Source organism: Frateuria sp. GZRR35 (genome assembly GCF_051900415.1).
In the GTDB taxonomy this organism is placed as follows: Bacteria; Pseudomonadota; Gammaproteobacteria; order Xanthomonadales; family Rhodanobacteraceae; genus Frateuria_A.
In genome coordinates this window covers 48,771-61,847 of record NZ_JBHZGL010000003.1, presented here as the reverse complement: position 1 = coordinate 61,847, position 13,077 = coordinate 48,771, and the positions used below count along the sequence as shown (strand labels likewise).

The 13,077-nt window shown below is 64.0% G+C and carries 15 protein-coding genes; all 15 read right to left on the bottom strand.

Annotated elements, in window-relative coordinates; all coding sequences use genetic code 11:
- Positions 1-76: 76 nt before the first annotated feature.
- Positions 77-238: a 30S ribosomal protein THX gene (locus tag ACFWZ3_RS04870; RefSeq protein ID WP_439706661.1), complete on the bottom strand. Its 162-nt coding sequence runs from the start codon at positions 236-238 to the stop codon at positions 77-79.
- 112 nt (positions 239-350) lie between these two features.
- On the bottom strand, positions 351-1,307 hold the full coding sequence (locus ACFWZ3_RS04865) for a cation diffusion facilitator family transporter (protein ID WP_439706660.1): 957 nt from the start codon (positions 1,305-1,307) through the stop codon (positions 351-353).
- 47 nt (positions 1,308-1,354) lie between these two features.
- Positions 1,355-1,777 (bottom strand): MerC domain-containing protein, encoded by a 423-nt coding sequence (locus ACFWZ3_RS04860; protein WP_439706659.1) that lies wholly within the window; start codon positions 1,775-1,777, stop codon positions 1,355-1,357.
- 442 nt (positions 1,778-2,219) lie between these two features.
- Complete coding sequence (locus tag ACFWZ3_RS04855) at positions 2,220-2,687, bottom strand: transcriptional repressor (RefSeq protein ID WP_439706658.1); 468 nt, start codon at positions 2,685-2,687, stop codon at positions 2,220-2,222.
- Positions 2,688-2,756: 69 nt separating this feature from the next.
- A complete protein-coding gene (locus ACFWZ3_RS04850) occupies positions 2,757-5,378 on the bottom strand; it encodes an XVIPCD domain-containing protein (RefSeq protein WP_439706657.1) in 2,622 nt (873 codons plus the stop codon).
- A complete protein-coding gene (locus tag ACFWZ3_RS04845; protein WP_439706656.1) occupies positions 5,375-5,785 on the bottom strand; it encodes a hypothetical protein in 411 nt (136 codons plus the stop codon). Before ACFWZ3_RS04845 ends, ACFWZ3_RS04850 begins: the two co-directional genes overlap by 4 nt.
- A gap of 342 nt (positions 5,786-6,127) precedes the next feature.
- On the bottom strand, positions 6,128-6,550 hold the full coding sequence (locus tag ACFWZ3_RS04840; protein WP_439706655.1) for a hypothetical protein: 423 nt from the start codon (positions 6,548-6,550) through the stop codon (positions 6,128-6,130).
- A 176-nt stretch (positions 6,551-6,726) separates the two neighbouring features.
- The gene (locus ACFWZ3_RS04835; RefSeq protein ID WP_439706654.1) at positions 6,727-7,161 is read right to left on the bottom strand and encodes a hypothetical protein; all 435 of its coding nucleotides are present in this window, start codon (positions 7,159-7,161) and stop codon (positions 6,727-6,729) included.
- Positions 7,162-7,318: 157 nt separating this feature from the next.
- A complete protein-coding gene (locus tag ACFWZ3_RS04830) occupies positions 7,319-7,606 on the bottom strand; it encodes a hypothetical protein (RefSeq protein ID WP_439706653.1) in 288 nt (95 codons plus the stop codon).
- Positions 7,607-7,623: 17 nt separating this feature from the next.
- On the bottom strand, positions 7,624-9,024 hold the full coding sequence (gene gltX / locus ACFWZ3_RS04825) for a glutamate--tRNA ligase (protein WP_439706652.1): 1,401 nt from the start codon (positions 9,022-9,024) through the stop codon (positions 7,624-7,626).
- Between the two features lie 83 nt (positions 9,025-9,107).
- A complete protein-coding gene (locus ACFWZ3_RS04820; RefSeq protein WP_439706651.1) occupies positions 9,108-9,434 on the bottom strand; it encodes a hypothetical protein in 327 nt (108 codons plus the stop codon).
- Positions 9,435-9,457: 23 nt separating this feature from the next.
- Positions 9,458-9,889 carry a DUF4399 domain-containing protein gene (locus ACFWZ3_RS04815; protein ID WP_439706650.1) on the bottom strand — a complete coding sequence of 144 codons (432 nt, stop codon included), beginning with the start codon at positions 9,887-9,889 and terminating at the stop codon, positions 9,458-9,460.
- A 362-nt stretch (positions 9,890-10,251) separates the two neighbouring features.
- Positions 10,252-11,121, bottom strand: a complete 870-nt coding sequence (accD, locus tag ACFWZ3_RS04810; RefSeq protein ID WP_439706649.1) for an acetyl-CoA carboxylase, carboxyltransferase subunit beta — start codon at positions 11,119-11,121, stop codon at positions 10,252-10,254.
- Positions 11,122-11,226: 105 nt separating this feature from the next.
- Positions 11,227-12,027, bottom strand: coding sequence for a tryptophan synthase subunit alpha (gene trpA / locus ACFWZ3_RS04805; protein WP_439706648.1), 801 nt, complete (start codon positions 12,025-12,027; stop codon positions 11,227-11,229).
- A gap of 8 nt (positions 12,028-12,035) precedes the next feature.
- Positions 12,036-13,070, bottom strand: a complete 1,035-nt coding sequence (locus ACFWZ3_RS04800; RefSeq protein ID WP_439706647.1) for a HEAT repeat domain-containing protein — start codon at positions 13,068-13,070, stop codon at positions 12,036-12,038.
- Positions 13,071-13,077: the final 7 nt, after the last annotated feature.

Below are 13,077 nucleotides of genomic sequence, written 5' to 3'. Positions count from 1 at the left end.
CCCGGTTAATCGTCGCGGAACGCCAAAAAAAAGCCCCGCGCATGGCGGGGCTCCTTCGATCCGTCGAGCGGAAAGCTCAGGCGGACTTCTTCTTGGGCGCGGCCTTCTTGGCGGCGGCCGGTTTGGTGACTGTGGTCTTGGCGCCGACCACGGCCGGCTGCGCATCGTGCGCGCGGCTGTTGCCGTAGCTGCCGCGGTAGGTCTTGCCGCGACGGGTCTTGCGATCGCCCTTACCCATGGGAACTCCTTGATTCGTATGCGTGAACGGCCAGCCATCGTAGCAGCGAAGAGGCAAAGCGCAAGAGCGCCGAGGCGGGTACGGAAAGGCGGGCTGCCGCCCCTTCGCGCACTCAGCGATGGCCGTGTCCGAGGCAGTCGCGCGCATGGTCCGTGCACGGGCCGGCGTCCACCTGGACGGTCGCGTGCAGGATGCCGAACTGCTTGCGCAACAGGCGATGGATTGCCGCCACCGCCTCGGCGCCATCGCCCTCCACCTGTGTATGCACCGTCGCCATGCGCGATCCGGAGGCGAGCTGCCACACGTGCAGGTGATGGACGTCACGGATGGAGGCATCGGCCTGGCGCAGCGCCTGCTCGACCTCGGCGACATCCAGATCCTCAGGCACGCCTTCGAGCAGGATATGCGCCGACTTGCGCAGCAGGCGCCAGGCGCCGCCAAGGATCAGCAGCGACACCAGCAGCGAGAGCACCGGATCGGCCCAGTTCCAGCCCATGAAACGCACCGCCAGCGCGGCCAGCACGGCGCCGAGCGAGCCGAGCAGATCGCCCAGCACGTGCAGGCTTGCGCCGGCCATGTTGACGTCGTCGTGGGCGTGTCCGTGCAGCACGCGCAGCACAAGCAGGTTGACCAGCAGGCCCAGCACCGCTACCGCCAGCATCACACCGGAAAGAATCGCGCCCGGATGCATCAGGCGGGTGATCGCCTCGAAGGCGATGAAGCCCACCAGCACGAACTGGGTCAGCGCGTTGACGAAGCCGGCCAGCACCTCCAGTCGACCGTAGCCATAGCTGCGACGGGCATCGGCCGGACGCAGCGCCAGTCGCGCGCCGATGAAGGCGAGCGCGAGCGCCAAGGCATCGACCATCATGTGACCCGCATCCGCAAGCAACGCGAGCGATCCCGACCACAGGCCGCCGACGGCCTCGGCCAGGAGCATCAGCAGGGTCAGCAGGAAGGCGGCCAGCAGCTTGCGCCCACGCACGCTCGAGTGATCGTGGTCATGCCCGTGATCCTGGTCATGCCCGTGATCGTGGTGGTCGTGTTCGTGATCGTGCGGTTTGCTCATCGGGCCATCGTAGGAATGCCCCCGCGCGTTACACAATCACCGCCTGATCAATGCGCGCAACCGGCATCGTGTACGTGCGCCTGTCGGTGATCCAGCCGCAGATTGACGAAGTGCGCGCTCGCCAGCAGCAGGCCACCACAAGTGACCAGCACGCTGTGCAGGGTAATCGGGTACTGCTCGGCGACGGTCACGCCCAGCAGCAGGAGCGCCAGGCCGGGAAACGCCAGCATCAGCGAAACCGGCCGCCGATGCCGGCGGTAGCCATTGACCAGCGTCAGCAACGCCAGTGCGCAGGCGAACATGACGAACGCGCGCTCGAACCGATGATCGGCCAGGAATTCGAGCCCCACCAGCGGCAGCGCGGCGAGCACGAACGGCAGCGCCGCGCAGTGGATCGCGCACAGGAACGAGGCGAGCGCACCGAAGCGGTCGGCGATCTGCCATGCGCGTGATGTCGGCGGTCGGGCCATCGTGGCTTCGGTGGGGAGCTTGCCCGCAATGTTACTTTATAACGCAAGTCGGTGCCACGGTTCTGCAATCCCCCGTCAACCAAGCTGTCGCCGCCACGTTCTACAATGACTGAACGCGCGCCATACGGGCCGCGGTTCGAGTCAGAGGTTTTCCGGTGCGGCAACGTTCCCTCCCCGCCAACACCGGGAAAAGCGGGGCGCGATACGGGATGTATCGCGCCCCGCAACTTTTATGGGTTTCGCACGGTGCCACCGGTTCGGCTTCACGCCGAAGCGTCGCGTCAACGACTGTTCTTTGCGGGTGAAGTGCCCGGCTTCACGCATGCTGCTCCTGCAAGTACGGCCATGCTGGCGCGCGGCCGCGGTGCAGCTTGCTGGCAGCAGGCAGATCAGCTGGCGTGCCCCTCGATACGTCCTCGCCGGCTCAGTGCGCTATTTCGTCTCAGCCCTTGCGGCACTGCTTGCAGAGGCCGTGGACTTCCAGTGTCTGCGCCTGCGGCCGGAAACCGAACGCCTGCGCCTGCGCCTCGATCAACTCCGCGACGCGTGCATCGCAGACTTCCTGCGCACTCGCGCAGCTGTCGCAGATCAGGAAAGGCACCTGGTGCGCCTCGGCCGGGTGGTGGCACGACACGTAGGCGTTGATCGACTCCAGCTTGTGGATGAAACCTTGTTCGAGAAGGAAATCGAGGGCGCGATAAACCGTAGGCGGCGCCGCATTCCCATGGCGCTCGCGCAGCTGGTCCAGCAGATCGTAGGCCTTGACCGGCTTACCCGCTGCGGCGACCAGTTCCAGCACTTCCTTGCGCAACGGCGTGAGCCGCAGGCCGCGCTCCTCGCTGGCCTGTTCGACCGCCGCGATGAAACTGGCGGCGTCTTCGACGTGGTGTGAGTGGAGCTTGGCTGACACGTTCGGCCTATCCGGTTGATGCGGCGATGATACCGCTTGCCCGGCAGCCGGGTGGGTGACCACCCAGCGTTATCTGACCTGGGCCTGCTGCGGCGCCTGCTCCGGCTGGCCATGCTGGGCGCCCTGGACCCTCTGTACGAAACCCTCGTCCGGCGAGGCTTGCAGTTCCACCGACGGAATCCGGGTGCGCAACGTGAGGGTTCCATGGCTCTGCTGCACCAGCAGGTCGCTGTCCGGGCCGATCACGCCGGTTCGTGGATCGGCCAACAGGCTTATCTGCATTCGGCTACTTTCCGCGCGTCCATGCGGCGCTTGCGACAGGACGGCCGCAGCTGCATCGTCGAGTTGATGCGGGCTGCGCACGATGCCGGCCTGGGCATAGGCCGCAGCCACTTTTCCGCGCAGCGTCTCGAACTGCACGTGCGCGGGATCGTCCGGGCGGCGAGGATCATGGGCAGGCCATGCCCCGGTTCGGGATATGGCCACGCGCGCCTGCGCGACCGGACTTTCTTCGTGCAGGTGTGGCATGTGGCGGCGCGCCCAATCCTGGGAGCTTTGCTCGACACTGCGCGCAAGCGCCTTGTCCACCGGTATGCCGACCTGCACTTCAGGGAGGTGGTAGTTGACGCGTTGGTCGATCGCCACCGCCTGGCGTTCGGCGCCCTCGCCGCGAAGCTCGACACGTTCCGGCGTGCCGAAGCGTGCGCGCGGGTCCTTGCCGGTGTTGTAAGTGGCCACCGCATCGGTCAGGGCCGCCGCCAGTCGCTCGCTGTGCATTCCGTATGGCATCTGGTCGCGGTCTTCCATGTCGTGCACTTTGGCCAGCGCCCGTTCGTAGAACGCGTGCAAGGGGTGGCCGATCTGGCGAAAGTCGAGCAGGTGCTCGGGAACTGATGCGGGAGACGACATCGGCTGGTCCTTGCGTGAAAGCGGTGGCGCACGTCCCGACTGCGCCAGCTGCTCGGGCACCGTCTCAACCCCACGAAGCGTCGTTGCCACAACGTCCGGCAACACCCCGTACTTTTGCCAACCGTATGCGTGATAGGCGGCCTCATAGCGCTTCGCGATCGCCCGGGGCGACTGGGCCGCATTTTCGGCAACCGTTCTTTCGGCCGCATGGTCCAGTTCGGCCGCGCGTGCCGCCGGCGCCCGCTCGACGTGCGCGTTGACCATGCCGTGCTCGAGCAGACCGATAACCACCCGGCGCGTCCAGACGTGGGTTTGCGGGTCACGCCTCCAGGGCGCGTCACGGATACTGTGCGTGTCGCCGGTACTCGCCGGCTGCGTGTAGGGGTCCGTTGGACGATGCGGGTGAGCCAGCGCCAGTTCGATGGCCGCGTTGGACGCCTGGTAATTCAACCGATCGGTCAAGGCCGCTCCGGCCGTCTGGCTTTGTTCGCGGTAGACGGGGAAACCGTCGTTCAACCGCATCGCGCCAGTATCCAGCTCGCTGGCGGTGTGCGTCCAACCGCGCGCGGGATGCTGCGGGTCGAAAAACCAGGCACGCCCGTCGGGATCGCGCTGGTGATAGATGCGCTGCCGGTCCATCGCATCGGCCAGCTTGTCGCCGGCGATCGCGCCCACCAGCGCCCCTGCACCCCCGATCACGACATCGAGCGGACCTGTCTCCGCTCCCGCCGTACCGAACACTTCGGCGCCGAGCACCGCCCCACCCCACGTGCCGAGGTTGCGGGTGCCGAAGTGGACGACCTCCGACGCGGCACCGGTGCGGTTGCCTTGCTCCAACATGGCCGACGCGCTGTTCGCGCTGGATACCAGGTCATAGGCAACCGTGGCGGCTGCCAGCATCCCTGCCCCCCGGACGAAACGCGAATGCCCTCCATCGCGCGCGACCGCCTGGTCCATGGAAGTGGGCGCGGACACGTCACTCGGCGCGGCTTGAACAAGCCCGGCTGCGGAGGGCAAATCGATCGGTGCAGGTATTAAGCCTGACGCTTGCAGATAGGCACCGCCAACGAAACGCTCCGGGTTGATCCCGAGCCCCTTCGCGACTTCGCTTGAGACAGATACCTGCGTGATCTCCGTCCCGGGATGGTCAGGTAGCGTGAAGATGCCCTCATTCGCTGCCTCGATGAACTGGCGTTCTATAACAGGCAACACGGCACCTATCCCGCCCTCAGCTTCCAGCCCACGTAAGTGCGAAAGCGGCTGGCCTCCCAACGTATTCAATTGGTCTAACCGCAGAGCCGTAAGAACCTCGACTCGACCGAGAACCCTATTGGCATCAGCGGCAGATGCCACGACCACGACGTTGCCGCGCAAGGAGGAGGCGAACTCCCGCGAGGTCTCGCACCAAAGGCAGTTCATGATCGACGTAGGGCTTGCGTTCGGAGCTTTCGCGTCCCCGTAAAGAAAATCCAAAGAAAGTTTTCTGGCCGCAGCCCTACTCTCTCCTTGTGCAAGGAATATCCTTTCTGCCGAATCACGGATGATGCTTGAATTGTTGCCAGCCAAAAACCGAGCCCGTGGCGTGTCGTTGACGATTGGCAACCCGCCTTTATGGGCAATCTCTAACGCAATCGCCTCTGCTCGCACGTTTCCGATCCACCCGCTATAGAGAACTCCGCCCTCGCCTTGGGCGCTTGCGGAAAACCGCTGGACGATCTGTCTTATTTGTTCAAGTGAAGTTGCGCTTTCGAGACGATTTCCATCCAGGGAAAGGCCGGTCATGCACGCTCCTCTCCTGCGGCGAGCCGCACCCAACCTTGCCGAAAGAGTACACGACCCATGAAGTGCGAATTTTCGGTTTCGCGTAGAAAACTCGGCCTGTCCTCCATTGCCGCACCTGCAGCGATCAAACGCAGGATGAGGGCCCTAACCTTGTCGACATGAGTGCGGGGCAAAAACTCGCGTGGATCGAAAGGAGCTTCTCCAAAGGAGCACTCGTCCTTTACACCGAACGAAACTATCTCGACATCGAAGTCGTTTTGATTTGCGAGAAAGCGAGGTTCGATCTCTCCATAGAGAAGTCCAGAGTCAAGCTTCAGCGCAAAGACCTCATGCCCCCGCTCATCCGCCCCTCGAACCAATCCAACAAAACGTGCCCGGCCTTCGGGAAAATCGATCCAATCGAACATGGCATGTGTATTCATTTCCATATACCCGAGGAATATCTGTTTTCGCGCCAATGTCACCGGCACACATCGAGACCATGGGTTGACGCGTTTCGAATGGTGCTTCGCCGACGCATTCCTTGTCGGGAAAAACCGAACGAAACAATTTCGACGCCATGGCATGTACTTAATTTTGACGAAACAGAAAAATCCCGTCACGTCCTCCAGTAAGTAACCGCAATCACTTTTCTACAAGACAGCCGGGAGTAAAACCAAGTCGGGAGTGCAACCACTAATTCCCGGATTCTTCAAAGTAGGCCTGAAACATCCATTCGATTTCACCCAACGGGCTTTCACGACGATTCTTTAGGGCACGGCCGACTCCGCTGCCCATCCTTCTCGAAAAAAAACACTCCCCAAGAAGTGCGCGCCCGGGTACTCCAGCAGTACATTCGGCCTGATCGAAAACTCCATTCCTGCCTCAACGAGGCTGAGGATCAGCGCTCTGACGTGTTCAAGCTCGCCCCGATTGAACGCCCGCGACCCCAAGCAGGGAAGTGGCATCCCGACGCTATCCCTGTAGGAATAACCAAAGGAGACAATCTCGATATTGAAATCGTTGCCGTTTGCTAGAAACGAGCTTCTAAGTTCGCCAAACCACTCGCGCCCTTCGATTTCTATCGCAAAGGTGTCGTGTCCAGCCTCGTCCCACCCGCGGACACCCCCCGCAAAACGTGCACGCCCCTCCGGAAACTTGATCCATTCGAATGGGTGCTGGTGATCTTCCATAGGGGGCTCGCGGTCCTTTGTTCAACGTCGACATCTCCAATCAGACATCTTCCATTAACGCGAAGAGCTCACTTTCGGTCTTTCTCTACACGGTACGATTGCGCCACTCCCCCGGGAGGACCGATTTAATCAGACATCGCATGTGCATCCATTACTGTAGATTCCAGGGATACCTATCAGGCGTTTGCTTTCCTGCATGCCACCAGCACCCATCCTTGTGCAAATTCGACCTTTCCAAGAAACTCATCGACGTCATCCATTTCCATGACAAAAGGCCGTTCCGCTCGCCTCCAGAAAGACTGGACCAATTTCAAAACGAGCGATTTGATGAGCTCCACGTCAGCCGATAGGAATTTTTCGATGAAAGGGTTGCCCTCCCTAACGGGCATGCCGACGTTTTCCATTCTGGAATGACCAAAGGAATCGATTCGCAGGTTGAAGTGAGAGTCGTCAGGCCAGACGGAAGAAATTTCCCCGTAGTAGCTCTCGCCCGCTATTTCCACCGCAAACGTTTCGTGTCCGGCTTGATCTGCTCCCCTCACGCCGCCGCAGAAGCGTGCACGCCCTTCCGGGAACTCGATCCAATCAAAGACACCCGACTGTTCGCTCATGTGGTTTCTCCATGTCCGCAATCCCCGCGTCCCGGTTGCCGGGGAGTCAAGGGTCACTAGCCTCGTGAAAGCAGACCGAATGATGCCTTGCGGGCGCGGCCGCGACTATCGGAGCATTCCTACAGACGATTAGGTGGCTTCTTAAGTTAGCTTGCGCCTAACGACGACGATGACGTCCGGCCGGCAAGGGCGGCGGCATAAGTCGCCGCGGTTTGCGCAGGACGATCAGCCACCCGATCGGGCCGAGCACGAGCGCCCAGGCGATGCCCTCGGCGGTGCGACCGCGCCACCAGCCCAGCAGCGCACCGATGGCGAGGAACAGGAGGTTCCACCAGAAGAGCGCGGCCCAGGGAACCAGCGCCACCAGGTTCAAGAAAACGCGCAGGAACGCGTCGGGGGCGTCGGGGTCGACGCCCTGCATGGCGCGGGCAAGGAGCTCGTCCATGCCGCGCGCCCCTTCGGTCAGCCCCGCGCGCGCGCGATCGCGTCGTCGATGCGCTTGAGCGCCTCGGTGCGGCCGGCCAGGTAGATGGTGTGGTCGATCGAAGGCGACACCTGGGTGCCGGTCATCGCCACGCGCAGGGGCTGGGCGATCTTGCCCATGCCCAGTTCGAGCCTGGCCGCGATCTGTTCGATCGCCTGGTGGATCGGCTCGGGCTTCCATTCAACGTCAGCGAGCAGCGCCTTGGCCTGGTCGAGCACGGCGAGGGCGCTGTCGTTCTTCAGGTGTTTGGCGACGGCCTTGTCGTCCCATTCGGCGATCGGCGCGTACCAGATCTTCGCGCGCTCGGCCATTTCCTTCAGCGTGTGCACGCGGTCACGCAAGGCCACGATCACGTCCGCGGGTGCCGGGCCCGTTGCCGTGTCCACGCCGGCGCGCGCCAGGTGCCATTCGAATTCGGGAGCGAGTGCCTGCGGCTCGTCGATCTTGAGGTAATGCTGGTTGAGCCAGGCGAGCTTTTCGGTGTCGAAACGCGACGCGGCCTTGTTGACGTCGGAGATGTCGAACAGGCGGATCATCTCCTCGCGCGAGAAGATCTCCTGGTCGCCGTGCGACCAGCCCAGTCGTACCAGGTAGTTGAGGATCGCGTGCGGCAGGAAGCCGGCATCGCGGTACTCCATCACGCTGACCGAGTTGGTGCGCTTGGAGAGCTTCTTGCCTTCCTTGTCCAGGATCATCGGCAGGTGCGCGAACTCCGGCACCGGCGCGCCGAGCGCCTGGTAGATGTTGATCTGGCGCGGGGTGTTGTTGACGTGGTCGTCGCCGCGGATCACCTCGGTGATGCCCATGTCGATGTCATCGACAACCACCGCGAAGTTGTAGGTCGGCCAGCCGTCCGAGCGGAAGATCACCAGATCGTCCAGTTCGGCGTTGGCCCACTCCACGCGCCCCTTGACCTTGTCCTCGAACACCACCGAACCCTCGGTCGGGTTGCGGAAGCGGATGACACGGTTGGGGTCCTCGCGAAACGCTTCGTTGCGGTCGCGGTAGTAGCCGTTGTAGCGGGGCTTCTCGCCCTTGGCCATCGCCGCTTCGCGCATGGCCTCGATTTCTTCCTTGCTCTCGTAGGCGTAGTACGCCTTGCCTTCAGCGAGCAGGCGGTCGGCCACTTCCTTGTAGCGCGCCAGTCGATGGGTCTGGTAGATCGCCGGCTGGTCGGCCGATAGGTCGAGCCATGCCATCGCGTCCAGGATCGCCTGCACTGCCTCGTCGGTAGAGCGCTCGCGGTCGGTGTCTTCGATGCGCAACAGGAATTCGCCGCCGCGACGACGCGCTTCCAGCCAGCAGTAGAGCGCGGTGCGAGCGCCGCCGATATGGAGAAAACCGGTGGGGCTGGGGGCGAAGCGGGTGCGGACGGTCATGGGATTCTGCGGCTGCGAAAGGGCAAACGCAGGATTTTAGCCCATTGCCGGGCTCGAGCTGTGCCGGCGGGGGCGCGGGCAAGTCAGGGCTTGCGCTGGCAACCCCAGCCGTAGCACACGAGCGTGTTGGGATCGCGCTCCAGGGCTCCCAGCCTCGTCGCAGGAAAATCATTCCCCGGCGGCGTGAGCCGCGGGCTGGCATCGTCGATCACGATCGGCGGTGCGTCGGCCGCCGCTCGCCGCAAAACGAATTTCACGATGAACAACGGGCGGCGCGCCTTGAGGTCGCTCGGGGGCGCCTGGATGGCGTCCCCCGAATCGACGGATTGCTGTGCCTCCATGGAGACGGTGGCCGCTGCGCAAATCGGCGATGCCATGGCCACGGCGGCCACGAAGGACAACAGCTTCATGCGGCACCTCCGGCGGTGTTCGCTCACTTCACGTGGATGGTAATCCTTTTGGATACCACCGGCGGATCGAACGGCACATGGTTGGCGTCGCCCAATTCCAGCTGCAGCGTGTGGGTGCCGGGAGCAAGCTTGAGCGTGGTCTGGGTCTGGCCGCCACCAAAGTGCATGTGGTGTTCGTCGTTGGGGATTGGCTGGCCGGCAAGCGGCAGGTCGGTGGCATCGACCAGCAAATGGTGGTGTCCGGTGTGTTCCTTGCCGACGCCGGCCGGTGCCACGCCCATGCCCTTGAGGCCGAAGCGCACCGTGACCTCGCGACCCACGGTGGCGCCATCGGCGGGCGAAATGATGTAGGCCTCTGCGCCGGCGGGCGCCTTGGTGGTCGGGAGCGCAGGCACCTGCGCGAAGGAGGTGGCGCAGGCCGTGGCAAGTGCGGCAGCAAACAGCATCCGTTTCATGCGTGGGATCTCCTGGAGAACATGGCAGTCCAGTATGCCGGCAGCACCTGCACACGTCATGCATGGCGACTGGTCATTTCCTGCGCACCGCGTCGCGGTGTGCTTGCCCATCAAGCAGATAGGTCACCTATCCACAGGCTTACCCCAGTCAACTCCACAAGCATTGTGGACAACCTGCGAACACGAAGTTGCCGATGCGTAAAAACTGATCAGCGTGTGCCAAGTGACTGACGGCAAAGCTGCCTCTGCGGTTTGTCCACAGGGTTTTCCGGAAGGCATCCACATCGACTGTGGAAAACACGCGTCGCACAAACGACGATGCCGCCTTTCGGCGGCATCGTATCGTTCGGCGACGCGGAGGATCAGGCCGCGCGCGGCGCCTTCATCAACATACCGAACAGCTCGGCGAGCTTCTCGCGCATCTCGCGGCGGTCGACGATCAGATCGATCGCGCCGTGCTCGAGCAGGAACTCCGAACGCTGGAAGCCCTCGGGCAATGTCTCGCGCACCGTCTGCTCGATCACGCGCGGACCGGCGAAGCCGATAAGCGCCTTCGGCTCGCCGATGTTGATGTCGCCGAGCATCGCCAGGCTGGCCGACACGCCGCCCGTGGTCGGATTGGTCATCACGCTGATGTACGGCACGCCGGCATCACGCATGCGTGCAAGCGCGGCGGAGGTCTTGGCCATCTGCATCAGCGAGAACAACGCCTCCTGCATGCGCGCGCCGCCGGTGGCCGAGAAGCACACCAGCGCACTCTTCTCCGCCAGCGCCTTTTCCGCCGCACGGGTGAACTTCTCGCCTACCACCGAACCCATCGAGCCGCCCATGTAGGAGAACTCGAACGCGGCGGCGACCAGCGGACGGCCCTTCAGGCAGCCGCTCATGGTGATCAGGGCGTCTTTCTCGCCGGTTTTCTTCTGCGAGGCGACGATGCGGTCGCGGTATTTCTTGGAGTCGCGGAATTTGAGCGGATCGGTCGGCTCCAGGCTGGCCCACAGCTCCTTCGTCGAGCCCTCGTCGAACAACGACAGCAGCCGCTCACGCGCGCCGATCGGGTGGTGGTGGCCGCACTTGGGGCAAACCATCAGGTTGCGCTCCAGCTCCGGCCGGTACAGCACGGTGCCGCAGCCGCCGCACTTGTCCCACACGCCCTCGGGCACCTTGCCCTTGTTGGCCGGAGCGCTGTGCGTGCGTGCACGCGGGGTCATGATTTTCTGGAGCCAGTTCATGGGGACCTCGTTGGAACCATGTGCCGCTTGTGACGGCACCGTCTGTCACTTGTCGCGGGCCCCGGCTCCTAAACCCGCCCCTCTCCGAAAGGGAGCGGGCACAGGTTACGGCGCGTCCAGGGCCGCGCGGATGGGTGCGAGAAACTCGCGCGCCCGCGTGGCGATTTCGTCCGCTGCCGTGGCGCCGGCCAGGCGCTCGACCAGCGCACTGCCTATGACCACGGCGTCGGCGAAACCGGCAATCGCTTTCGCGCTTGCCGCATCGCGGACGCCGAAGCCGACGGCTACCGGCGCCTTCGCCCCGGCGCGCACTTCCGCCACCCGCGCGGCAATGTCCGCCGTGCTCAGCCGTGCCGCGCCGGTGATGCCGGCGAACGACACATAGTACAGGAAGCCCCGGGCCGCCTCGCACAACTTCACCATACGCGCGGGTGCGGTGGTCGGGGCTGCCAGCAGGATCTGCTGCAGCCCGGCGGCACGCAGCGGCTCCAGCACGGCGGACTCCTCCAGCGGGCAATCCACGATCAGCAAGCCGTCGACGCCCACCTGTGCGGCATCCTGCGCAAAGCGCGCATAGCCGTGCATTTCGATCGGGTTGAGGTAACCCATCAACACCACGGGCGTGTCCGCGTCGTGCTGGCGAAACTCACCGACCCAGCGCAGCACGTCATCGAGGCCCACGCCCCGGGCGATGGCTCGCTCACTCGCGTGCTGGATCACCGGGCCGTCGGCCATCGGATCGGAAAATGGCACGCCCAACTCGATCAGGTCCGCACCGGCGGCGACCAGCGCATGCATCAGCGCCACCGCATGCTCGGGGGCTGGGTCACCGGCAGTAACAAAGGGGATCAGGCCGGTGCGACCCGCCTGTCGCAAACGGGCAAAGCGCGATTCGATGCGGTTCATCGCAAGCCTCAATAGATGGGAACAGAACAGGCGGCGGCAAAGCTCTGGGTTGCCCGCAGTGCCGCCGCCGTTTTCGCAACCCGATCACGCTCGGCGCCCGCCGTCATGGGCAGCGCTTCATCTTCCAGCGCGAGCAAAGCGTCACACCGGGCCCTGGCGAGCACGGAGACATCCTCCGGAAAAACGGGATCGATGCGGGCAAAGGCCGAGAATGCAGGCGCGAGGCGGCTGAGTGTGTCGAGTGCTCGATTGCGGATGGAAGGATCGGCATTTTCGAGCTCTCGCAGCAGTAGTACCTGATCGGTCTGGTAGAACTCGGTGAGCCCGGGACTCTCCATGACCTGATACGCGATGCGGAGTGCGAAGCGGATGTCCTGGCGCTCGCGCCCGCTTCCCGCCAGAGCGAGCCTCCTCATCAGCAGTGGCAGTGCACGGGCGCCGAAATGACCAACAACCACAGGTGCACGCGAGTTGCGCCCCTCGGGGCCACGGCCGATCAATCCCACCAGTGCAGGTAAAGCCTGCGGCGACCTCACGTGACCCATGGCCTCCGTGGCCGCAGCGAGCGCGGGCGCGTCGTATGAGGGCACCTCGTTCAAAGCCGCGGTGAGCGGCCCAAGTGCCTCCGGGGGCAGTTCGCCCGCGTTCGCAAGTGCGACGATCAGGTCCGAGTCGTCCCCTTCGCGATCTAGCGAACGAGCCAGGCGCCCCAGCAAATCCGCCGTCACCGCCTGCGAGCGCGGCCGCAGCGCCGCTAACGACTGCAGCACCCTCCTGCGTACCTGCATGCTCGGATCGTCGAGCAACGACCGCAACTGCGGTACCGCAGGAAGTCCCTGGTCACCTAGCGCGGAGATTCCAGCCACAGCCATCTCGCGGGCGCTCTCGCGACTGGAGTGCAGCATCGCCTCCAACCCAGGGACTGCGCGCGCGCCAAAGCGGGACAGATGCCCCGTCGCGCATTGAGCCTCCTCGGTAGAGCCTGCACGCAGGATGTGGAGCAGCGCCTGCAAGGAGAGGTTCCGATGCGCCGGATAGCGCATGTCGCAC